We start from the raw sequence: 23,169 nt of genomic DNA on the forward strand, positions 1-23,169 counted from the left end.
AGCTCCATCAGTTGCGGCGGTGGGCGTTGAGACGATGCTCGACGAACAGCGAGTAGCGCGACATTCCAAAGCAGAAGATAAAGTAGATGATCCCGGCGAACGCAAAGCCGGTGAACGCGGTCGAGGGCGTCGACCATTTCGGATCCGAGAACGACGCCCGGAGCGAGCCGAGGAGGTCGAACAGCGCCACGATCGAGACCAGCGAAGTATCCTTGAACAGCGAGATGAAGCTGTTGACGAGGTTCGGAATGACGTGGCGCAGCGCCTGCGGCAGCACGATCAGCGAGGTCGTCTTCCACCAGGACAGGCCCAGAGCGGCCGCCGCCTCGCCCTGCCCGCGTGGGATTGCAGCCAGCCCGCCGCGGACGTTCTCGGCCTGATAAGCGCCCGTGAACAGCGCAATGCCGATCAGCGCGCGCACCAGACCGTCAACCGTGAAATTGCCCGGCAGGAACAGGGGCAGCATGTAGGTCGCGAAGAACAGCACCGTGATCAACGGCACGCCGCGCCAGAACTCGATGAAGGCGATCGAGAATATCCGGATCAGCGGAATGGTCGAGCGGCGGCCGAGCGCCAGTGCGATGCCGATCGGCAGCGAGGTGACGATACCGGTCACGGAGACCACCAACGTCACCAGAAGCCCGCCCCACAGATTCGTGGCCACGACTGGCAGGCCGCCGTGATCGAGCCCCATCAGCTTGATCACGATTGCGATGGCGACGAAGGTGGCGATGCTGGATATCAGAGCCCGCCCGCCGGTGCGAACGCCGCCGCCGAGAACAAAGGCGATCAGGGAGACGATCGCGGCCGTGGTGGCGAAATCGGCCCAGACCGACTGGCCCGTCCCCTGGAGTTGGTCACGCAGCCAGGTCAGCGGAAAGATCAGCCAGTAGATCGCCGTGCCGACCAGCACGACGATATTGCCGACAACCCACAAGAGCGGTCCGATGGCCGAGGTCTTGCTGAGACCGAGCAGAGCCTGGCCGGCGCCGATGATGCTGTCGTCGAACAATTGCAGCAGGCCGGCCGTCCAGCTCAGGCCGAAGCCGGTGATGCCGCCGCCGTGCAACAGGAAGAATGCGCCCACTGGAAAGGCGAAGAAAAACACGCCGGCGTTGAGGCTCTTCGCCGGCAGCCGCGGAATCAGCAGCGGCAGCAGCAGAGCCGCCGCCAGGATCAGCGTGAGGTTGACCCGCCAGCGCTCGGCCTCGGGATAGAAGCCATAGATCAGTTGCGGCAGCTTGGCCTGGATGTAGGGCCAGCAGGCGCCGACCGTAAAGCCGGCGTTCTCGGTCAGGCACGCCGCGCGATCCTGGCCGGTCCAGACCGCATCGACCATCAGGAACTTGACGGAGGGAACGATGGTGAACCAGAGCAGCAAGGCGCCCACGATCGTCAGCAGGATGTTGGTCGGCGAATTGAACAGGCGCGTGCGCACGAGGCCAATGAAGCCCGTTGTCTTCACCGGCGCCGGACGCTCGGTGAGCAGGTCCTGACGGACGTAGGCGGACGAGATGATGTCGCTCATGCGCCAAGGCTCCGGCTGACGCGCCAACCGTAGACGCTCATGACGGCGCTCGTGAGGAGCGAGATCAGGAGGTAGACGCCCATCGTCAAGGCAATGATCTCGATCGCCTGTCCGGTCTGGCTCAGCGAGGTGCCGGCGAACACGGAAACGAGGTCAGGATAACCGATGGCGACTGCCAGCGACGAATTCTTGGTGAGATTAAGGTACTGGTTGGTCAGCGGCGGAACGATCACGCGCATCGCCTGCGGCACGACGATCAGACGGAGCGTGGTGGCGCGGCTCAGGCCCAGCGAGGATCCCGCCTCCATCTGTCCGCTGTGGACGGAGAGGATACCGGCGCGCACGATCTCGGCGATGAAGGCGGCGGTATAGGTCGACAGCGCCAGCGTCAATGCCACGAACTCCGGAATGATCCGCGAGCCGCCGGCGAAATTGAAACCCTTGAGCTGCGGCAGCTCGAAACTGAAGGGCGGACCGAACACCAGCATCGTGATGAGCGGGAGCCCGAACAGCAGGCCCAGCACATAGGGCCAGATGCGGATCATCTGCCCCCGCTCAAACAGGGCGCGCCGCGCATAGATACGGAGCGCCAGCGACGCAACGATGCCGAACGCCAGCACCGCCAGGAACGCCTCGAAGCCGCTCTCGCCGATCGGGCGCGGAACGACCAGCCCGCGATTGCTGACGAAAGACAAGCCGAAGAGCGAAATGCTCTGCCGCGGATTTGGCAGGGCCGCGAGCACCGCCAGGTACCAGAACAGGATCTGGAACAGCAGCGGCAGGTTGCGGATGATCTCGACATAGAGCTCGCCGATGCGCGCCAACAGCCAGTTGGGCGACAGCCGGCACAGCGCGACGATGAAGCCGATCACGGTGGCGAAGACGATGCCCACCGCCGAGACCACGAGCGTGTTCAAAAGCCCGACCACAAACACGCGCAGGAACGTGTCCGAACCCGTGTAGGAGATCAGGGTCTGGTTGACGTCGAAGCCGGCATTGTTCCGGAGGAAACCGAAGCCGGCGGCAATGTGCTGGTTTTCGAGGTTGGCCCGGGCGTTGGAGACGATCTCATAGCCAATCCAGCCCAGGATCGCCGCGAAGGCAAACTGGACGGCGACGCCGTTCCAGCCTGCCTTGCCGCCCAGAATGCGCCTGATCTTCAGCGCGATCTGGGCCGGCGGTTTTCGGGCCTCGGTGCTCATGGCCGCGGATCAGGCGGGATCAGCGGATCGGCGGCGCGTACTGAAGACCGCCCTTATTCCAGAGATTGTTGAGACCGCGGTTGATGGCGAGCGGCGAGCCCGCCCCGACGTTGCGATCGAACACCTCGCCATAATTGCCGACGGCCTTCACGATCCGGATCACCCAGTCCTTGGTCAGGCCGAGTTGTTCGCCGAAATTACCGTCGCTGCCGAGCACGCGCTTCATCTCCGGATTTTCCATTTTCGCTTTTTCATCGACGTTCTTCGAAGTCACGCCGAGCTCTTCGGCGGTAATGAGCGCAAACAGCGTCCATTTCACGATGTCGAACCACTGGTCGTCGCCGTGGCGCACCATCGGTCCGAGCGGCTCCTTCGAGATGATTTCGGGGAGCACCATGTGGTCATTGGGATTGGCAAGCTTCAGGCGGTTGGCGTACAGGCCCGACTGGTCGGTGGTGAAGACGTCGCAGCGCCCGGCTTCATAGGCCTTGACCGTTTCGTCATTGGTGCCGAACGCGATCACCTCGTACTTCATGTTGTTGGCCTTGAAGTAGTCGGCCAGATTCTGCTCGGTGGTGGTGCCGGTCTGGACGCACACCGAGGCGCTGTTGAGCTCGAGCGCCGAATTCACCTTGAGCGACTTCTTCACCATGAAGCCCTGCCCGTCATAATAGGTCACGCCGGTGAAGTTGGCGCCGAGCGAGGTGTCGCGCGAGATCGTCCAGGTGGTGTTGCGCGACAGCACATCGATTTCGCCGGATTGCAGCGCCGTGAAACGGTCCTTGGCGGACAGCGGCACGTACTTGACCTTGGTCGCATCGTTGAAGATCGCGCCGGCGATGGCGCGGCAGAGGTCGACGTCGAGCCCGGTCCAGTTGCCCTTGTCGTCGGGCGAGGAGAAGCCGGGCAGGCCCTGGCTGACGCCGCAGGACAGCATGCCCCGGTCCTTGATGGTCTTGAGCGTTTGCGCATCGGCGGCTTGGGCGGAGAGGCCGGCGGCGAGAGCGAGAGTGAGAGCCAAGGTTACGCGTTTCATGGGCTGAAGGCCTTTCAAAGTCGTCTCAAGGTCAGGAATGTTGTGTTTGGGATCGTCTCTGCCGGGGCTAGCCGTATCAAGACTAGCCTTGCAAGAGTCATGCTGGAAACCCTCGCCGAACACTCGCCCATCCCGGGAGGCCATACCTTAATCCCCGCCGCAGGCCCCTGCCATTATGGCCGTGGCGCAAGGTCCGGTCAGACGATGGATCGAAGGTCGCGGCAGCCCCTCAACATGCGGCGACTGAATAGCACCCGCGCATCTCAGAACGACTGGCGAGCCGGGTCAAGGGGTTGACGGGAGTCTTCTGTGTTCTGTTATTAACGGCAGCGGCCTTTCGGCCAGCCCGCGGGCGCGGCGCGCCCGGTGGAAACCCGGTTTTGAAAGCAGACGCATGGATTCCTCGCACCCCTCCCAACAGCACGCCGAGACTCGGCTGGTGACCTCCGGCCGCGACACCAAGGCGCAGAAGGGGTTCGTCAATCCGCCGGTGTTTCACGGCTCGACGGTGCTCTATCCGACCGCCGAGGACCTGCACGCCCATCGCGGTGAGTTCCAATACGGCCGGCACGGCAGCCCCACCACCAGGGCGTTCCAGGAGACGCTGATGGCGCTGGAGGGGCCGCAATGCGCCGGCGTCGGCATCGTGCCGTCGGGCCTGTCGGCGATCTCCACCACCCTGCTCTCGGTGCTGAAGACCGGCGATCATCTGCTGGTATGCGACAACGTCTACCGGCCTTCGCGCAATTTCTGCAACGGCATGCTCGCGCGCTACGGCATCGAGACCACCTATTTCGATCCGCTGATCGGCGCCGGCATCGACAAGCTCTTCAAGGCCAACACCCGCGCGGTGCTGGTGGAGGCACCGGGCTCGCAGTCGTTCGAGATGCCGGACATCCGCGCCATCGCCGACGTCGCGCATGCCCGCGGCGCGCTCGTCATCGACGACAACACCTGGGCGACGCCGCTCTATCATCGCTCGCTCGAGCAGGGCGTCGACATCAGCATGCAGGCCGCCACCAAATATATTGGCGGCCATTCCGACATCATGTTCGGCACGATCTCGGCCAACGCCAAGGCCTGGCCGCAGATCGCCGAAGGCATCCGCCTGCTCGGCGTCTGCGCCGGCCCTGACGATGTCTTCCTCGCGCTGCGCGGCCTGCGCACGCTGTCGGTGCGATTGGCGCAGCATCATCGCTCGGGGCTCGACATGGCGCGCTGGCTCGCCGCCAGGCCCGAGGTCGCGCGCGTGCTGCATCCGGCGCTCGAAACCGATCCGGGCCATGCGATCTGGAAGCGCGACTTCACCGGCGCGTCGGGCCTGTTCAGCATCGTATTGAAGCCGGCGCCGCAGAAGGCGGTCGACACCATGCTCGACGCGCTCAAGCTGTTCGGCATGGGCTTTTCCTGGGGCGGCTTCGAGAGTCTCGTGATTCCCTTCGACTGCGACAGCTATCGCACCGCGACGAAGTGGGCGCCGGGCGGCCCGACGCTGCGTCTTCACATCGGGCTCGAAAGCGTCGACGATCTCAAGGCCGATCTGGATCGCGGCTTTGCTGCCCTCAAGGCGGCAATGTGAGCCTGCTCACAAGGCATTACGCCCCGGGACGCGGCAATCGCGCCCCCGAGGAACGTGCAGCCGACGCAAACGTTAACGCCGATGCGCCAACAAGGGGTTTGATCCGCTGACATTTGGCGCTAGCTTCACCAATCGAGTCTAATCCGGACACGGAGCATGGGAACGTTGGTTCTGCTCGATCTGATGGGCGGCGTTGCGCTGTTGTTGTGGGGCCTGCACATGGTCCACAGCGGGATTTTGCGCGCCTTCGGCCCGGACCTGCGGCGGCTGCTCGGCAAGGCGCTCGGTAACCGGTTCAACGCGTTCGCCGCCGGCCTCGGGCTTACTGCGCTGCTCCAGAGCAGCACAGCAACCGCGCTGATCACCAGCTCATTTGCGGCAGAAGGCCTCGTCAGCCTCGCCGCTGCGCTCGCCATCATGTTAGGGGCCAATGTCGGCACCACGTTGATCGTTCAGGTGCTGTCGTTCAACATCGCAGCCGTCGCGCCGGTGCTGTTCGTGCTCGGTCTCGTCGCCTTCCGATCGGGGCCGCGCTCGCGCATCAAGGATATCGGCCGTGTCTTCATCGGCCTCGGCCTGATGCTGCTCTCGCTGCACATCCTGCTCGACACGCTGGCGCCGGCGGAGAACGCACCCGGCGTCCGCGTCGTGATGTCGGCCGTCACCGGCGATCCAGTTCTGTGCATCATGATCGCAGCGCTCGTGACCTGGGCGGTACATTCGAGCGTCGCCAGCGTGCTGCTGATCATGTCGCTGGCCTATTCGCAGTTCATTACGCCTTACGCGGCGCTGGCCCTCGTGCTCGGCGCCAATCTCGGCAGCGCCATTAATCCCGTGTTCGAAGGCGCCAAGCGCGACGATCCCGCGAGCTACCGCCTGCCGCTCGGCAATCTCGTCAACCGCGTGATCGGGATTGCGCTGGTCCTGCCGTTCCTGAGCGTGATCGCCGAGCACATGCACGCCTGGCAGCCCGATCTCGCCAGGATGACGGCGGCCTTCCACATCGCCTTCAACATCGGCACGGCCGTGATCTTCATCGGCCTGCTCGATACCATGTCGCGCCTGTTGACGCGCCTTTTGCCGGATCGCGTGCAGGAAACCGATCCGGCCCGGCCGCGCTATCTCGACGAGACCGCGCTTGAGACGCCGTCACTGGCGCTCGCCGACGCCGCCCGTGAGGCGCTGCGCATGGGCGATCTCGTCGAAGTCATGCTGCGCAAGGTGATGGCGGCGATGATGACGGGCGACCGCACGCTCGTCGACCAGGTCTCGAAGATGGACAATGTCGTCGATAGCCTCGACGAGGCCATCAAGCTCTACGTCACCAAGCTGACGCGCGGCAGCCTGGACGAGAGCGAGGGCCGACGCGCGATGGAGATCATCTCCTTCGCCATCAACCTCGAGCATATCGGCGACATCATCGACAAGAATTTGAGCGAGCTTGCCACCAAGAAGATCAAGCGCCGCTTCCAGTTCTCGGCCGAGGGCGCCGAGGAGCTTGCCGCCTTTCACAAGCGCACGATGGAATCGCTGCGGATCGCCTTCGGCGTGTTCATGTCCGGCGATGCCAACGAAGCGCGCAAGCTGCTTGTGGAGAAGACCACGTTGAGGAACACCGAGCTTGCCGCGGTCGAGCGCCATCTCGATCGCCTGCGCGAGGGCCGCCCGGAGACCATCGAAACCACCTCGCTGCATCTGGACGTGCTGCGCGATCTGCGCCGCATCCATTCGCACATCTGCTCGGTCGCCTATCCCGTGCTGGATGCGGCCGGCGAGCCCTATCGCAGGCCCGAGGCGGATGCGGTCACCCTGCCCGCCTCCGGCGCGACCTCGGCGTTGCCGCGCTAGACTTCAGTAGGCGTTGGCTAAATCGATGTGAGCCTAGGGTTCACCTCTCCCGAAGGGATAGGTCGGATCGCATCGAAGATGCGATCCGGGTGAGGGGTTACGGTCTCACCGAACGCCGCGGCCCCTCACCCGGATTGCTCCGCAATCCAACCTCTCTCCGCCGGGGAGAGGTGCCGGGCCGACCGCCGCCCCTAACTCAGAACGGCCGTCTCAGCGATCCAGCGTCTTCGATGCGGTGCCGTGGTTCTTCCAGATCAGCATGATGTTGCGAAGATAAATGATGGTGGCGAACAACTGTCCCATGATGATGACAGGCTCACGCTTCACGACGCCGTAAATCAGGGTCATCAGACCGCCGCCCATCGAGCAGAACCAGAACGCCATCGGCACCACGCTGTTGCCGGCGCGTTCGCTCGCGATCCATTGCACCAGGAATCGCGCGGTGAAGAACAATTGCGCGATCAGCCCGAACGCGAGCCAGAAATCGAACTTGGCGACGAACACGTCGTAGAAATAGTTGCTCGCCGCCTGACCGTATTGAATGATCATGCCTTCACCTCAGTCACATCTGGTGTCGGCTTCTTGCGGCGGATCAGCCACCACACGCCGGCCAGATCCAGGATGCCGATCCACAGCCGGTCGAAGAAACCATAGTTTGACACGCCGGAATGGCGCGGCCGGTCGATCACGTCGACATAGGCGATCTCGTAACCCTCCCGGCGCACCAGCGCCGGCAGGAAGCGATGCAGACCGTCGAAATAGGGCAGCATCAGGAACACATCTCGCCGGAACGCCTTGAGGCCGCAGCCGGTGTCACGCGTGCCGTCGTTCAGGATCGACCCGCGCACCCCGTTGGCGATGCGCGACTGAAACTTCTTGAAGCCGGTGTCCTTGCGTCCGACCCGCTGACCGGCAGCGAGCCCGACGCGCGGGCTCTTCTCAACCGCCGCGATCAGGTCCGGCAGGAACGCCGGATTGTTCTGGCCGTCGCCGTCGAGCGTCGCCACGATCGCGCCGCGCGCCGCGCGCACGCCGCTGCGCACCGCCGCCGACTGGCCGGCCGATTTGGCGTGGCGAAGCTGCCGCAGATTGTTCCGCTGCTGCATGATGGAAGCGAGCCGTTCGCCGGTCGCATCCGTCGAGCCGTCATTGACGTAGATGATCTCATAGGCCCAGCGGCCGTCGAGCGCCGCATCGATTTCGGCGATCAGCGGCGCGATGTTGTCGGCTTCGTTGCGCACGGGAACGACGATGGAAACCGAACGCTGGGACGACGACAAATCGAAAGCTCGTGGTTGGAATTGGCCAGCCGCGGGAACCGGCGGCCCGGCAGGCAGCCGCTTTTATGGGGCGGATGCCCCGCGCGCAACCCTTTTGAGGCGGCCCGGGACCGCGTCCGGAAGGGCCACAATGGTGCCATCGGCACGGATGGCGAAGCTCAGCCTTCGGGCCGCGAACCAGTACCGCACCGCCATGGCGCCGACCATGCCGACCAGGGCACCGGCAACGACATCGCTCGGGTGATGCGCGAGCAGCACCAGCCGCGTCAGCAGGATCACGATTGCGTAAGTGAATATGAACACGCGCAGCCGCGGCCACAGTGCCGAGACCGCAAAAGCCAATGCGAACGCCGTCACCGCGTGTCCCGACGGCAGGCTGGCATAAGCCCCCGTTCCCTCGAACGGTATGAAGTTGAACGGATTGGCCTTGCCGCCGACGAACGGACGTCCGCGGCCGATGAGATATTTCAGGATCTCGGCGACGAGCACGGGCACGGCAACGGACAGAAACAGGAATTGCAGCCGGGTGCCGAGACCAAGCAGGAGCGTGCGGCGGGTGCCATGCATGCCAGCCGCAACGAGGGCCACCGCCACAAGCGCCACGGCCAGCACCGAGAGCACATACTCGTCCTTGCCGAAATCCGTGAGGATGCGGATCGACCACAGGCTTGGCGTGCCTCGCGCCGGCATCAACTGGATCTCGGTCTGATCGAACGCGACCATCAGCGCGATGACCAACGCCGCGCCCGCCATACTGAGCCACAGCGAATGCCGCGCCAGTTTTCGCGCGGCTTCGGCGCGGCGCGAATGCGAGGGCGTGCGGACAAGCTGCGCCAGGGCACGGCCCGACACTGCGAGCAATTGCGCAGGATAGCTCGCGCGCGGCGCGATGCCGGTTGGCGCCGACATCCTACTCGGTGCCTTCGGAGCGGAAGATCGAGATCGAGATCGCACGCCCTTGCGAGAAATTGTAGCCGTCGATGCGCGCGCCGATCTTGTAACGCAGCCCGGTCGCCTCGGCGCGCTGCACGAAGCTGCGTTCCGAGCGCTGCTCGATCAGCGCAAAACGGCAGCTCCCTTGCCGCAGGAAATCGGCCGCGCCCGAGCCGTCGGTGAGCAGCGTCTGGGTGCCCGTGAGGAAGACGAGGCTCGGCTCGTGATAGCCGGCAGCAGCCGCCTTCGGCCCGACGCAGGTGACGTTGCGAAGCGCGCGCGCAACCTCGATGCTCGGAAACAGCGGGGTCAGCGACGGCAGCACGATGCCGTAGACCACGACCGCCAGCATCAGGGCCGCGACCAGCGCGTTGAGCACCGAACGCTCGGCGCGGTTGTTGTCGTAGAGCCACCAGGCGAACAGGCCGAAGATCAGCGCGGCTGCGATGAACGGCCAGGCGACAAAGGCCGGCTGCCGCGTCAGCATCACCGCGCCGACGACGGCGATGATCGAGGCGGCCACGGGGATCGCGAACCACCAGGCCGAGCCGCGCATCAGCCAGGATCGCGACAGCACGCGCCGCTCCAGCGCGCCGACGGTCAGGATCGCGATCGCCGGGTACAGCGGCAGCACGTAATGCGGCAGCTTGGTCAGCACCGCCTCGAACACGATCCAGGACGGGACCAGCCAGGCCAGCAGGAACTGCGCCCCGGGCTCGCGCCGCGCCCGCCACACCGCAGGCGCCGCCATCGCCGCCAGCGGCGCGCCCGGCCAGAACGTGATCCAGAACAGAGCCAGATACAGTCCGGGCGGCGCGCCATGGGATTCCTGGGCCGCTAACTTGCTCAGCATGTCGCCGCCGACGGAATCGGCGAAGAAGGCATCGCCGGCGCGCCAGAAGATCGCGACGAACCAGGGCAGCACCAGCACCAGCACCCACATCAGGCCCCAGAGCGGACGCAGCTTCCACAGCCACGAGGCATCGCGGTCCTGGATCGCGAGCGCGACGATGGTCAGTCCGGCGAACATCAGGATCAGGGGGCCCTTGATCAGGATGCCGACCGCGAGCGCGGTCCAGAAGATCGCGGGCCAACTCCACGGCGGATGCGTCTCGTCCTCCGCGCGCTGCCAGGACAGATAGGCCCGCGCCATCGCGCCCATCGCGGCGACCACGCAGAACAGCAGCATTGCATCGGTCTTGGCGAGCCGCGCTTCGACGCCGAGCAGCACTGAAGCGGACATCAAGAGGGCCGCCAGCACGGCGGCGCGCCGCGTGACGAAGCCGAGCGCGGCCCAATAGGTCATGAGCACGGCGCCGGTCGCACCGATCAGCGACGGCAACCGGTAGACCCAGATGCGCAATTCGGCCCGCGGCAGCCCAAGCGCCGTGGCGGTTTCGACGGCGGCCGACTGCAACCAGTAGATGCCGACCGGCTTCTTGTAGCGGACGTCCTCCTGGAAGCGGATGTCGATAAAGTCGCCGCTCTCGACCATCTGCTTGGTGGCCTGAGCAAAGCGCGCCTCGTCGCGGTCAACCGGCGGGATGGTGAAGAAGCCCGGCAGGAACAGCAGCAGCGCGCACAGCAGCAGGAAGGCAACCGCACGGGCATGGCTGGCCGTGACATAGTCGAGCATGAGCACGAGCCGGCTGCCCGGATTCACGGGCGCTTTCGGCTCGCGCGGCGCTCCGAAACGGGGAGTTGGGTAGGTCTCGGCCATTGGTTCCGCTTACGCTGAAACCGCCATCGCGACAACCGCTTGAGGCAAGGTCATTGAATTCGAATGACAACTGTGTCCGCGGCGCCAGTGGCATCGATGACGGTCAGCCGGGCAAAGCCGGGACCGGGCGGATCAATCAGGCGCTGGCGGCGTCCGTCGATCTCGCCGAGCGACGTTCCATTAACCATGACGGTCATGGGCAGAACGCCGCCGGCAACCTTCACCGGCATGGCGGCGCTCCCCTCGCCGCTGGAACGATCGACGTCAATCCGCGAGCCGTTCAGCGGAAACTGGATATGCAGCGCCTGCTCACCGCCGGTCCGCACAAGCTCCCCCGCCGGGCGGAACCGTCTCAGTGGCAACGGCAATTTGGCGTTGCTGGCGACCAGGGTTCCCTTGGGTGGCTTCGGCAACGGGGCAAGCGTCTTGCCCGTGCGAGCGAAGGAGTCGAACAGGATCGGCGCGGCGGCGACGCGACCGATCAGCCCGGGAACCGGCGCGCCGTCGGGCCGGCCGACCCAGACCCCGATCGTCATGCGCCCGTCGAAGCCGACCGACCAGGCGTCGCGATAGCCGTAGGAGGTGCCGGTCTTGAAGGCGATGCGGTTGTGGGCGGCATTTTCGGGCGGCGGCGTGCCCAGAAGCACGTTGCCGACCTGCCAGGCCGCGACCTGGTCCAGCAGCCGCAGCGGTTCGCGGTCGTCCCTATCAGTCATGAGGTCGCGCAACGGCCTGGTGGTGCCGAGCCGGGCGAAACCCGTATAGAGCTGGGTGAGCTCCTGGAGCGTCACACCGACGCCGCCGAGGCCCATGGCGAGCCCCGGCGCTTCGTCCTTGGGCAAAACCAGATTGCCGCCGGCCTGCCGCAGCCGCGATGCCAGCCGGCTCGCGCCGACGCGGTCGAGCAGCACGATCGCCGGCACGTTCAGCGACATCTGCAGCGCCTTCTTCACCGGCACAGTGCCCTGGAACGTCATGTCGAAATTTTCCGGCGCATAGGAGCCGAAGCGGACAGGGCGGTCCTCGATCAAACTGTCGGGGTGGACGAAGCCGTCCTCGAAAGCCAGCCCGTAGATGAAGGGTTTCAGCGTCGAGCCCGGCGAGCGGACGGCGCGAGTCATGTCGACCTGCCCGGCCCGCCTCTCGTCGAAATAATCGGCTGAGCCGACGCGGGCGAGCACGTCGCCGCTCTCATTGTCGACCACGATGATGCCGACCGAGATATTTGGTCCGAGCGCAGTGGCGCGGTCGCGCGCCAGCGGCTCCAGCACCTTCTGGAGATTGGCATCGAGCGTCAGCTTGATGACCAGCGTGTCCTTGACCGTCGAAAGCGCGGTGTCGGAGGCATGCGGCGCCAGGATCGGCATTGGCTTGCGCAATTTCGGTACGGGAACGGCTTTCGCCTGCTTCGCATCTTCGAGGCTGACCTGATGCTCCTCGACCATGCGGTCGAGCACGCGGTCGCGCGCCTTGCGCGCCGCTTCGGGATAACGATCGAGCCGGCGCGTTTCCGGCGATTGCGGCAGCGCCACCAGCAGCGCAGCCTCGGCCAGCGACAGCCGCTTCGGCTCCTTGCCGAGATACGCGATCGAGGCTGAGCGGATGCCTTCGAGGTTGCCGCCATAAGGCGCCAGCGCGAGGTACAGATTGAGGATCTCGTCCTTGCTGAGGCTGCGTTCGATCTCGATCGCGCGTACGATCTGGCGCAGCTTTGCATAGAGCGAGCGCTGCCGCCGCGGCTCCATCAAGCGCGCAAGCTGCATGCTGATGGTCGAGCCGCCCGAGACGATGTGGCCGCGCGTCCCAAGCTGCAACGCAGCGCGCCCCAGCGCGAGCGGGTCGAGACCGTTATGCGCGTAGAAGCGCTGGTCCTCATAGGCGAGCAGCAGTTTGAGATAGGTCGGATCGACGTTGGCCTTGGCATCGACCGGCAACCGCCAGAGGCCATCGGCCATCGCATAGGCGCGCAGCAGCTTGCCGTTGCGATCCACGATGGTGGTGGAGACCTGGCGCGCCTCGTCGAGCGGCAGCGGGCCGAGAGCGTAGACCCAGGCGACGAAGGCGCCGATGCCAAGGATGAAGGTGAGCGCGGCGGCAGAGAGAACACGATGGCCCCCGCCCCTTGCTCCGTCCTGGCCGGGCTTGACCCGGCCATCCACGTCCTTGCCAGCCGCACCAAAGGCCGTGGATGCCCGGGACACGCCCGGGCACGACGACTGAGTATGAGGCTCAGCTTCGTTCATCCAATTATCGCTCACTTCACCGCCCACACCTCGACGTTCCCTGTCCCCGTGCGACCATACCGCGAGGGATTGTACATGTCCTCGACATAGGCCTGCGGCAGCACGTATTTGCCCGGCGAGACTGCGCGTACGACATAGGCGACGGTGAAGACCGACTGAGAGTCCGAGGCGCGATCGACCGCCGCCGTGAACCGGTCATCGCGGAACTCGGCATCTTCAGGCTCCTCGCCGTTCTCGATCCAGTCCAGCGTGCCGCTGTCGCCCGACGACACCAGTTTTGGATTGTCGATCTCCAGGCCCGCGGGCAGATAGTCGGACACCATGATGTGGCCGTACTCGGGCTTGGCCTCGGTGATCTTCAGCACCACGGCGAAACGCTGGTTCTGCTTGACCTTGCTGATGTCGGCTGGCTTGCCATCGAGCGTGAAGTAGGTCCGCTCGATGCTGAAGCCATGCGATGCAGCCGGCTCCGGCGTGACCGGCGAGCCCGACACCGAGACCACGGCCTGCACCGGCGCGTCGCCGGTGTTGGTGATCTTCAGCGGCTTGCCCTCCAGCGTCACAGCCTTGTAGCTGCGGTAGAGCGCGGTCTTGACCGGCTGGCCGTCGACTTCCATGGACAGGTTCTCCCTGGCGAGCGCGCGCGCCGCCAGGACCAGCCACGCATTCTCCTGCGTGGAGGTGTAGGGCGTCAGACCGCGCGCGGTCTCGACTCGCAACACCGCCTGCGTCAGCGTCGCCTTCGGCGCGTTGCCTTCGCTGGCGAGCGAGACCAGCGCGGCGGCATCGCGGAGCTGCGAGCCGTAATCGGTGCGGCCGAACTCCAGTACCGGCTTCGGCGCGAGGCTGTCGAGCGCGGCACCGTAGACGCGTTCAGCGCGGTTGCGGTCGCCGACCAGCGCGAGCGCCGCGGCAAGCTGCGACTTCGCAATCGGCGTTGCGAGGTTGCTCAATTTGGTGTCGGCGAGATAGCGGAGATCGCCGATCGGCGCTGCACCGTTACGGGCGAGCACGTAGAGACCGTAAGCAAGATCGCGGCCGCCGTCCTTCTCCGGCTCGTTGCCGTTCACGACCGAATTGCGGATACGGTCGAGCGCGTTTTTGAACAGCACGTCCGGCACCACAAAGCCCTTTTCGCGGGCGCGGGTGAGGAAGTCCGTCACATAGGCGTCGAGCCAGGCATCGTCCCCGCCGGCCGACCACAGGCCGAACGAGCCGTTGGAGCCTTGGCGTGCCAGCAGCCGCTCGATCGCATCGCGGATGCGCTGGTCGACCTCGGTGTCCATGGCCAGATGCGCGCCGGCCGCGAGGTCATTGACATAGAGCAGCGGCAGCGCGCGGCTCGTGATCTGTTCCGAGCAGCCATAGGGATAGCGATCGAGCGCCTTGAGGATGGTCGCGGCGTCGAGCGCGGTCGAGAGGCTCGCCGAGACCGAGACGCTGCCGGTGCCCGGCACAAGGTCGGAGAACATGTCCGAGGTCAGCGTCAGGCTCTCGCCCTTCGCCAACGTCCGGATCGAACGCCGTGCCAGCACCTGCGTCGCCGCCTTGACGTCGAGCGCATAGTGGCGCGACAGCGCAAGGCCGTTCGGTCCCTTGATGTCGACGTCGAGCGTCGCCTGGCCCGCCGCGGTCGCGTCGAGCGCGAGCGAGAACGAATTGCGCTGCTTGGCGGCGAGCTTGACCGTGGTCGCGGGATTGCCGGTCATCTTGACCGGCCCGCCCGTTTTCACGTTGATGACGTAGTCGCCGGCCTGGCCCTCGACATTGTCGATCTCGAGATTGACCGTGCCGTGGTCGCCATTGAGCAGGAAGCGCGGCAAGGTGGTGGTCAGCACCACGGGATCGCGGATCACGACATCCGTGTTGGCGCGGCCGAGCTTGGTCGCGGTCCACGCCACTGCCATCACGCGCGCGGTGCCGGCGAATTCGGGGATATCGAAGCTCACTTCGGCGGTGCCGTCGGCGGCGACCGTGACGATGCCCGAATAGAGCGCGAGCGGCTTTTGCGCGGGCGGCGAGCCCTGCAATTCGCCAGCACCGGCATCGCCGCCGGACTTGATCTGACCGCGGGTGCCCGACATGCCGTCGATGAGCTGCCCATAGAGATCGCGGATCTCTGCGCTCAGGCGGCGCTGGCCGAGATAATAGTCGTCTGGCGCCGGCGGCTTGTAGTTGGTCAGGTTGAGGATGCCGACGTCGACCGCTGATATCACGACCTTGGCGTCCTCGCCCGGATTGAGCCCGTCGAGCTTGACCGGGATCTTCAACATCGCATTCGGCCGGATCAGGGCCGGCGGCGTCAGCTTGACCTGCAGCGTGCGGGTCTGCTTGTCGATGCCGAACCATTTCAGGCCGATCGCCCGGCCGGGCATGCGTTGCGCAGCCGCATCGAGCGGCCGGCGCAGCGTCGCCACGATGTAGGCGCCGGTGCCCCAGTCCTTGCCGACCGGCAGCCTCACCTGCGCGGTACCTTCCTTGACGTCGATGGTCTGCGTCGTCAGCAGGCGGTCGCCGAGCACGTTGACGGTGAGCTTGCCGGCGCTGCGGACATTGACCGACACGGTCATGGTGTCGCCGGAGGCGTATTGCGGCTTGTCGATCGAGGTCTCAAGCAGGTCCGGCGTGTCGGCGCTGCCGTCGGAATACCAGCCGACGTCGAACTGCACCGAGGTCACCGGACCGTCGGCATCGTTCGACTTCACATCCAGCCGGTAGCGGCCGGGCTGCGGGGTGAGCGAAATCCGCGACGGCTTGTCGCCCGTAACAGTCACATCACCGTCGGCGACGCGCGAGGTCGATTTGACCGGCTCGTACTCCCAGTAATTGCTCTGGCGGTACCACTGGTAGCGCGACTCCATCTTCAGGAGTTCGTAGCGCAGGCCGTCGCGGCGAAGTGTCTGGCCCTCGGGCGAGACGAACACGACATCGAACTCGGCCTTGTCGCCCTCGGCGACGTTCTTGTCCCCGAATAGCGGCTTGATGCCGATCATGGCGGCAGCAGGCGCGACCGGCAGCACGATCTTGCGCTCGACGGCGCGGCCGCCGGTCTCGACCATGCGGACGAAGATCTGCGCCTCCTGCGGCCGCGTCGAGGCTGGCTGCTTGTCGAGCGTGACCGGGAAGGTCGCAACGCCATTGGCGTCGGCCTCGGGCAAGTTCTCCAGCGGCGTGCGCTCGTTCGAGGTGGTCTCCTCGTCGGCGACGCCGAACTGGTAGCCGGCAAAGCCCGGCCGCTCGGACGCGGGCGCAACCAGCATGTCGCCTTCGAGCACCAGGCCCGAAGCCGGCGCGCCATAAAGGAAATGGCCGTCCGCCTTAAGCTCCACCGGCGCATTAGCTTTGATCAGCTTGTCCTTGGCAGACAAGTCGAATTCGATCCTGTCAGGGACGTAATCCTCGACCATGAACGTGGTCTCGCCGACCGAAGAGCCCTTCGGATCGGTGAAGGCGCGCACGCGCCAGGTTCCGGTCGGGACGGCCGAATTGAGCGGCACGGACAGCATACGGCCGCCGGCGCCCTGGTCAGGCAACACGGCGCGGCGGAATTCGACGCCGTCGGGACGCTCGATCACCAGCGTCAGCGGCCCGCCGGCAACGGCGTTGCCCTGCCCGTCGCGGAGCAGCGCGGTGAGATAGACGGTCTCGCTGGAGCGGTAGACGCCGCGCTCGGCATAGACGAAGGCGTCCGCGCCTGATGGCACCGCCCGGCCCGAAACGCCGCGGTCGGACAGGTCGAAAGCCGAGGTCTTCAGGCTGAGGAAGGCATAGTCGGCCTTCTCGCCGGTGACCGTGAGCATCGCCGGCGACAGACCGCCCTCGCCGCGCGCAAGGCCCGCCTCGAACAGCACATGGCCGCTGTCATCGGTCTTGCGGGTCGCCAGGATCTCGTTGTTGCGGGCAACCAGCCGCACCTCGGCTTTGCCGACCGGGTCGGTGGAAGCCAGCGAATTGACGAAGACGTGGATGCCGTCATTGCCGGAATAGGCTGTTACACCGAGGTCGGAGACGATGAACCATTGGGTGGCGAGCTGGTACTCGTCATCCGAGCCCGGCCCCTTGGCGGCGGCCGTCATCACGTAGACGCCAGGCTGGAGCTCGCCCAGCGCCTGATCGACCGGGAATGCGGTGGTGACATCCTGGTTCAGCGTCATCGCGGTCGCGAGCTCGCCGGACCAGACTTTGACCCCGCGCTCGCCGCCGAGATCGCTGAGCTGGTAGCGCGACAGCGTCTTCTGGAAATCGCTGTCGACGACCGTATTGATCAGATTGCGGTCGCCGATCCTGAATACGTTGACGTTGACCGCGGGCGTGTTGACGCTGACCACGGGAATGCCGCGCTGGCCGGTCTTGGGCAGCACATAGGCACGGCTGGTGAAGCGCACGAACGGTTTCCGGTCGCGCACATAGACATTGAACTCGGCCGATTTCGGCAGGCCCTCCTTCACGGTGGACGGCAGGCCGGCGCGCAAATTGATGTTGTAACGCTCCCCATGCTTCAGCCCGTCAACGCAGAGCTGCTTGCCTTCGACCGACAGCGCCGGCTTGTCCTGGCCCGCGAGTGCCAGGAACGGCGCGAAATCGGTGCGCTTGGCCAGTTCTTCCGAGAACTGGAAGCAGGCGCGCGGGCTCGCGGAATCCGAGTCCACCGTGTAGTCGAGTAGCCGAAAGCCGTGCTCGTCGCGCATTTTCTCGTATTGGCCGCGGACGTCGGCGACTTCGCGCATGTCGAGCGACAGCCGCAGCGCATCCAGCGCCGGCCGCCACAGCTTGCGTTCGCCCAGCGACTTGCCGAGCACGGCGAGCGCATCTGCCTCCTCGCCGGGATTACCGGCGCGCTGGTAGGCGATGTAGGCGGCGGTCGAGGCACGCTCCAAAAGGAACGTCTGCTCGCTCGAGCTCTTCGGCGAGATCTGGAAGATGGCTTTGGCGAGCCGCAGCCAGTTGCCGGTATCCTCCGGCGAGGTGGCCGCGATCTGGCCGAGCACCGACAGTCCGGTGCGAAAATCATTGCGCCGAAAGGCGGCGTCGGCGTCGGTGCGCAAGCTCGCGCTGGTCTTGGCGACCGGCCCCGCCTCGCTCTTGATCTGGGCCTCCAGCTTGATCGCGGAATCGGCAAGGTCGTCGCGCTTGAACGCCTTGTCGGCGGCCTGCGCCGTCGCAAGGCCAAACGCCAGCATGGCGCAGAGTGTGACGGCGCGAACTAGACCGATCATGATGGACTCCCGGAAATCGCGGACGAACGCCCGCGGGGGCGATGAAGTGCGCGGAAAGTGACGGACTCAAGGCGATGGAACCAGAGGTGCAATTCGTCGCATTCGCTATGGCAAGGCAAGCCCTGAGCTGCCCGAGGACCGCCGCAGGAGAATGCGGCAGGAAAAGCTGTACCGTCAGAGCATGTCCCGGGAGCGACACGGCCGGCCGCCGCGCCGCGAGAGCCTGCCAAACATACTCCGCCGCTCCGCTTTGTCGCTTCCGGGGGCAAAACGGTTCGGTTCAGGCTTGGCGGACGTGCGGATTTTTCATATTTGGCGTGATAGAAGACCGGCGCGCGGCAGCCGAGGCCGGCACCAAACGGTCCCGTAGCTCAACTGGATAGAGCATCAGATTTCTACTCTGAGGGTTGCAGGTTCGATTCCTGCCGGGATCGCCAGTCACGGCGAACCGGGGCGAGCAGCTAAACTAGACTGGAGCGGTGTCGGCTGCAGCGTGCCGAACAGGTGCCTTCGTGGTCCGTTCCGGGCGCAGGATGGAGCGGACGCTCCAAAGAAGAAAGCCCCGCAAGAGCGGGGCTTTCTGACCTGGGTTTGGCTTCTTAGTACCTCGCGACCGCCGGGCCGCCGAACTTGTAGTTCAGACCGACCTTCGCGATCGACAGCTTGTTCTTGATGTCGACATTCGCAACAGCAGGTACGCCCGCCAGCGGGGAGAAATCAAACGCGATGCTCTTCTTGTCGAAGTCCATGTAATCGTACTCGATGAACGCGCTCCAGTTGTGGTCGAACGCGTATTCAGCACCGAGGCCGATCAGCCAACCGAACGACGTGCTGTTCGAGCTGACCGAAAATGCGGCCGGTCCGAGTCCGGCAGCTGCGCTGAACGTATGGTCCGTATGCAGCCACGCGGCGCCCCCCTTCACATAGACGAGAGTGCGGTCCGCCACCACGCCGCCAAGGCGACCCGTAACCGTTGCAAGCCAATCGCTCTTCCCGGTGCAGCTGGCGATGAATACGCATGGGGTCGTGCCCTTTACGTCCATTCCGGCGATGTCGCCCTGGACGCCCAGAACAGCCCAGCCGGTCTGCCAGTTGTAGCCGGCCTGCCCGCCCCCCAGAAACCCGCTCCGGCTGTTCTGGTCGATCGGGAAGCCGCCGGGGATGATACCGCCGCCGGCGCCAGTGAGGCCGGTCAAAGTGGATTCCGTGGTACCCCAGCCCGCTCCCACATGACCGCCGAGATAGAAACCGGTCCAACTCCAGACCGGAACGGGCGCCAGAATGGGGGCCTTCGTGGCCATGTCGGCGGCGAAGCTCAGGCTCGTCGAGGCCAGGAAAATTGCCCCAGCAACAATTTTGGTTTTCATAGCATTTACTCCAGAGATGGATGAATAGCCGATCAATACCGTAGATGTACGGAATCATCCGCAACCCTGGCTAGTGCATGCGAGCAACACGCCCGGAGGCTGACTAGGCCTCGGGCGTCGTTCCAAGGCTCCCGACGCCACTGTGCAAGAACTCCACCCATCCGGCGAGATATCGAGCTTGCACATAGCAAGCTCAGTATCCCTGCCGGTTGGACGGGCTCAATTTCCGTTGGGCAATCTTCTCATGTGCGCGATCTCGCCATCAATGGCTTTGCACCCGCGCGCACCGTTCATGCTCCCGCTGACGCCTCGCCCACCACCGGGCAATGGCCGCGGCAAGATCATTCCACAGTTCAGTCGGCAGATCAGGAACCGCAACCCGGACGCTGTACTGATCCGTGGTCGCGTTGTAAAACCACTCGGTCGCGGCGAAGTCGAAGCCGAAGCTGCCGGCGTGCCGAATGGGAAAGCCGTCGCGGCTCAGGTCGCTGCTCATGTTTTCGGCGGCCTGCCGCGCGGTCGCTTCGTCGAAGGCATGCCTGCCGCGAAGCGTGACATAGAGGCCGTGGGTGAAGTGGAGCTCGTCCGAGAGTGCGGGGAGTTCGCGCGCGAAAAGCCGGGCTGCGAGGCGCCCGTTGCGCAGGATGGCTGCAACACGCCTTTTTGTTAATGCCCAATAAGCGGCAGAACCGACATAGGGCGGGAAGTGCGCCGGCAGCGCCGCGCCGCCCAGGAGCCGCACCGCGTTACGGGTTTCTGCCGCCAGGCGTTCGACCATCGAACAGCTTGCCTCAGTGCCCTGCCCGCTCCAGCGAACGAAAACCGCAGAGCCGAGCCGGCCGTATTCCGCGCCGAGCGAATCCAGCTTGTTATGGCTTCGCACCATGACGACGGGAATTCCGCATCGCTTTGCCCAGCGCAGAACCCGTCGGATGCGGCCCGATCTGCCGGCGAAACATGTCGTGTCGAAGATCAACAGGTCGAGCGCCGAACCGTTGCAGCGCAAAGCCGCTTCGAACGTCCCTGCAGAGGTGCACGAATCCAGCAGAAGAATCTGCGCCGAGGTTGCCGGAGCTAACGCTTCGCCCAGCGGCAGCCTGGAGGTGACAGGGCGCAAATGAGGGGAAAAGCGCTCGATCAGCTCCAGCGTCTCGCCGTAGGAGCCCGGCAGCACCAGGATGTCGGCATTGTCGATGATCCGGGCAGAGGCGAGCAGCAGCGCCGAGACCGCGGCCATGCCGGCGGCGGTATAGATCGTCTCGCTCGTGCTGCCGGTTTCATGTTCATAGAACGAAGGACCGCGCACCCTTAGATCAGCGCGCTGATAGTCGTAGCTGAACGCGAACGGACCGCTGGTGGGACACGCCGCATGCGACCAGGCCGTCTCCGTCGCTTTCCAATCATGCAGCGCATGTTCCGCGCGCAACGCCGCGGCGATCCGGAATTTGGATTTGACGACCTCATCGACCGATTGCGGACGAGCCAAATGCAACGGGCTTCTCAGGCAATCATTCAGCAGCCCGATTTCCCTGTGCTTTCGTTCCAGATAGGCCTGAATAGTCTCCATGCGGATCTTGGCAATTGCGACTGCCGTTCAACGCTTGGCGAGTGCATTGGCTCCCAGGATCGGCTCCCCCACCAACCAGGCCCCTTCGGGGGCTTCTTGTTTGTTCATGGTCCGACTCCGCTTCGTTCCAAAAGCACGAATCGTAATCGCGAAAAGCGACACCGAGCGTTTCTTAACGCCTCGTTTCGGCGATCGGGATTGATCGTGCGTTTGGTTTCACGAGCATGAGCCGAAACCGGTAAGCATCGATCGCTGTGTTCGACAGCAGCCGCCCAACGTCGGCAAAGATCGGAAGTTCCTGGTTGCGAACCCGGCCAGAATAGATGCGCGATTTGGTCAAAATTCATGCGGGGCGGAACAACTCTTCGGCGCACAGGTAGTCTGGCAAAAGGGAGACGGCCATGAAGCAGATCATCGCACTCGCCGCATTCGCCGTCATGTGCGGCTCCGCTCTCGCCCAAAATACAGGTCCTGCCCCACAAACGGGCATGGAGAGACCAGAGAACACGAACGGGGCCACGGCAAAGGGCTCGATGGATACCACCGGCATGAACGTGGGCCGCGCCGGCCAATCCGAGATGAAGGACAAGAAGGCTCCAGCCAAACAGGACCGCAGGAGCAGATAGCTGAGACCGATGTGAGGGCCCATGAAGCCAGTAAAGTCACTCAAGCAACAGGCGCGTGTGGCGGAGAAGGCTGCCCAGGAGGCCGCCGACGAGTTTGTCGCGGGCCAGATGAAGGCGCTGGCCTCTGCGTTTCGGGCCCAGGCAAAAATCCTCAAGAAAAAACGGAAGAAGCCGTCATAGCGCGCGTGCCCTGCGCCGCAATTTGGAGCCACGAAGGGTTTGGCGCTTCTGGATTGGAACAAACGCGCGACCAGCGTGTTGAACCTGCGAACTGAGTGGTGCCGACTTGCCAGCCCCGGTCGGCTTGAAGAACCCCGTGCTTGTCCCCCGAGCACGGGGTTTTCTCATGCGCTTTCAACGCTATGTTGTTTTTCCGAGCGAGCACGCGATGGCCGTCAACGCAGCGCAGCAAGACAACGCCTTGTCGCGCAGAGCCGGCAACGCGAGCCCCGCCATGAGAGTGCCGCTCTGGTTGCGCGGCCCCGAATGGATGCGATTAGTCCGTCTGCTCGTCGTGGCGGTCGCGGGCGAGTTGATGCCAGGCCAGAGCCAGTTGGATCAGTCTCTGCCGGTCGTCGCCGTCGGAGGACGCCGCGGCCCGCCTCATCGCGGCCTCGGCTTCGTGCTGTGGGTCGTACCTGGGACACATGGGCCGATCCTAGCCGACCGAATTGGACAGGCGGATGGCAATTCCGCCCGTATGATTGCGGTGTGGTTCTTCTCGTCGACCGGACCCACTCAGACGCATCTGTGAACTGCGTCACAGCCTGCGCCCGGCATCTCGGCTAAACAGAGCCTCAACCGCTCGCACGGCCGCGAGAGGCATGGGTGGCCTGTCATGACACAAGAAGCAGCAGCCGAGGCTCACGTCCCGACGCAGCGCGCAAGGTCCGACCTGGTCGGCACCACGTTTCTTGCCACCATCGGCATCGTGATGCTGGCCTGGATCGCAGGCCTGGTCTGGGCCGCGATCGCGTTCTTCAACTGGCTGGTATGACGCGCGAAGCGACCACCAGATCTTCAA

General features: G+C 64.9%; 17 protein-coding genes and 1 tRNA gene. 7 read left to right on the forward strand and 11 right to left on the reverse strand.

The window, feature by feature from the left end:
- Window positions 1–7: 7 nt before the first annotated feature.
- The 3 genes from IVA80_RS16380 to IVA80_RS16390 are packed head-to-tail and all read right to left on the reverse strand — an operon-like array spanning window position 8 to window position 3,766.
- Window positions 8–1,528 (reverse strand): amino acid ABC transporter permease, encoded by a 1,521-nt coding sequence (locus IVA80_RS16380; protein ID WP_247431917.1) that lies wholly within the window; start codon window positions 1,526–1,528, stop codon window positions 8–10.
- Window positions 1,525–2,730, reverse strand: a complete 1,206-nt coding sequence (locus IVA80_RS16385) for an ABC transporter permease subunit (protein WP_247431920.1) — start codon at window positions 2,728–2,730, stop codon at window positions 1,525–1,527. Before IVA80_RS16385 ends, IVA80_RS16380 begins: the two co-directional genes overlap by 4 nt.
- Before the next feature lie 19 nt (window positions 2,731–2,749).
- Complete coding sequence (locus tag IVA80_RS16390) at window positions 2,750–3,766, reverse strand: amino acid ABC transporter substrate-binding protein (RefSeq protein WP_247431923.1); 1,017 nt, start codon at window positions 3,764–3,766, stop codon at window positions 2,750–2,752.
- 394 nt (window positions 3,767–4,160) lie between these two features.
- Between IVA80_RS16390 and metC the strand changes: the two genes are divergently transcribed.
- Entirely contained in the window at window positions 4,161–5,345 is a 1,185-nt protein-coding gene (metC, locus tag IVA80_RS16395) for a cystathionine beta-lyase (RefSeq protein WP_247431926.1), read from the forward strand.
- A 156-nt stretch (window positions 5,346–5,501) separates the two neighbouring features.
- Window positions 5,502–7,193, forward strand: a complete 1,692-nt coding sequence (locus IVA80_RS16400) for a Na/Pi cotransporter family protein (protein WP_247431929.1) — start codon at window positions 5,502–5,504, stop codon at window positions 7,191–7,193.
- A 210-nt stretch (window positions 7,194–7,403) separates the two neighbouring features.
- Here IVA80_RS16400 and IVA80_RS16405 read toward each other — a convergent pair whose 3' ends face one another.
- The 6 genes from IVA80_RS16405 to IVA80_RS16430 all read right to left on the reverse strand — a co-directional run bounded on the left by IVA80_RS16405 (window position 7,404) and on the right by IVA80_RS16430 (window position 18,585).
- The gene (locus IVA80_RS16405) at window positions 7,404–7,742 is read right to left on the reverse strand and encodes a lipid-A-disaccharide synthase N-terminal domain-containing protein (RefSeq protein WP_247431932.1); all 339 of its coding nucleotides are present in this window, start codon (window positions 7,740–7,742) and stop codon (window positions 7,404–7,406) included.
- A complete protein-coding gene (locus IVA80_RS16410; RefSeq protein ID WP_247431935.1) occupies window positions 7,739–8,473 on the reverse strand; it encodes a glycosyltransferase family 2 protein in 735 nt (244 codons plus the stop codon). Before IVA80_RS16410 ends, IVA80_RS16405 begins: the two co-directional genes overlap by 4 nt.
- A gap of 63 nt (window positions 8,474–8,536) precedes the next feature.
- A complete protein-coding gene (locus IVA80_RS16415) occupies window positions 8,537–9,382 on the reverse strand; it encodes a phosphatase PAP2 family protein (RefSeq protein ID WP_247431938.1) in 846 nt (281 codons plus the stop codon).
- A gap of 1 nt (window position 9,383) precedes the next feature.
- Complete coding sequence (locus tag IVA80_RS16420) at window positions 9,384–11,126, reverse strand: glycosyltransferase family 39 protein (RefSeq protein WP_247431942.1); 1,743 nt, start codon at window positions 11,124–11,126, stop codon at window positions 9,384–9,386.
- 50 nt (window positions 11,127–11,176) lie between these two features.
- Complete coding sequence (gene pbpC / locus IVA80_RS16425) at window positions 11,177–13,369, reverse strand: penicillin-binding protein 1C (protein WP_247431945.1); 2,193 nt, start codon at window positions 13,367–13,369, stop codon at window positions 11,177–11,179.
- 11 nt (window positions 13,370–13,380) lie between these two features.
- On the reverse strand, window positions 13,381–18,585 hold the full coding sequence (locus IVA80_RS16430; RefSeq protein ID WP_247431948.1) for an alpha-2-macroglobulin: 5,205 nt from the start codon (window positions 18,583–18,585) through the stop codon (window positions 13,381–13,383).
- A 360-nt stretch (window positions 18,586–18,945) separates the two neighbouring features.
- Here IVA80_RS16430 and IVA80_RS16435 point away from each other — a divergent pair.
- Window positions 18,946–19,022: transfer RNA gene (locus IVA80_RS16435), tRNA-Arg, on the forward strand.
- Between the two features lie 162 nt (window positions 19,023–19,184).
- Here the strand turns inward: IVA80_RS16435 and IVA80_RS16440 are convergent.
- Together IVA80_RS16440 and IVA80_RS16445 are read right to left on the reverse strand one after the other, a co-directional pair.
- Window positions 19,185–19,952 carry an outer membrane protein gene (locus IVA80_RS16440; protein ID WP_247431951.1) on the reverse strand — a complete coding sequence of 256 codons (768 nt, stop codon included), beginning with the start codon at window positions 19,950–19,952 and terminating at the stop codon, window positions 19,185–19,187.
- 262 nt (window positions 19,953–20,214) lie between these two features.
- A complete protein-coding gene (locus IVA80_RS16445) occupies window positions 20,215–21,519 on the reverse strand; it encodes a hypothetical protein (protein ID WP_247431954.1) in 1,305 nt (434 codons plus the stop codon).
- A gap of 401 nt (window positions 21,520–21,920) precedes the next feature.
- Here IVA80_RS16445 and IVA80_RS16450 point away from each other — a divergent pair, with 401 nt between their 5' ends.
- The 4 genes from IVA80_RS16450 to IVA80_RS16465 all read left to right on the forward strand — a co-directional run bounded on the left by IVA80_RS16450 (window position 21,921) and on the right by IVA80_RS16465 (window position 23,142).
- Entirely contained in the window at window positions 21,921–22,145 is a 225-nt protein-coding gene (locus IVA80_RS16450) for a hypothetical protein (RefSeq protein ID WP_247431957.1), read from the forward strand.
- Window positions 22,146–22,166: 21 nt separating this feature from the next.
- Window positions 22,167–22,325, forward strand: a complete 159-nt coding sequence (locus IVA80_RS16455) for a hypothetical protein (RefSeq protein ID WP_247431960.1) — start codon at window positions 22,167–22,169, stop codon at window positions 22,323–22,325.
- Window positions 22,326–22,491: 166 nt separating this feature from the next.
- On the forward strand, window positions 22,492–22,899 hold the full coding sequence (locus tag IVA80_RS16460; RefSeq protein ID WP_247431962.1) for a hypothetical protein: 408 nt from the start codon (window positions 22,492–22,494) through the stop codon (window positions 22,897–22,899).
- A gap of 84 nt (window positions 22,900–22,983) precedes the next feature.
- Entirely contained in the window at window positions 22,984–23,142 is a 159-nt protein-coding gene (locus IVA80_RS16465) for a hypothetical protein (RefSeq protein WP_247431965.1), read from the forward strand.
- Window positions 23,143–23,169: the final 27 nt, after the last annotated feature.

Origin of the sequence: Bradyrhizobium sp. 139 (assembly GCF_023074175.1) — a bacterium.
In the GTDB taxonomy this organism is placed as follows: domain Bacteria; phylum Pseudomonadota; class Alphaproteobacteria; order Rhizobiales; family Xanthobacteraceae; genus Bradyrhizobium.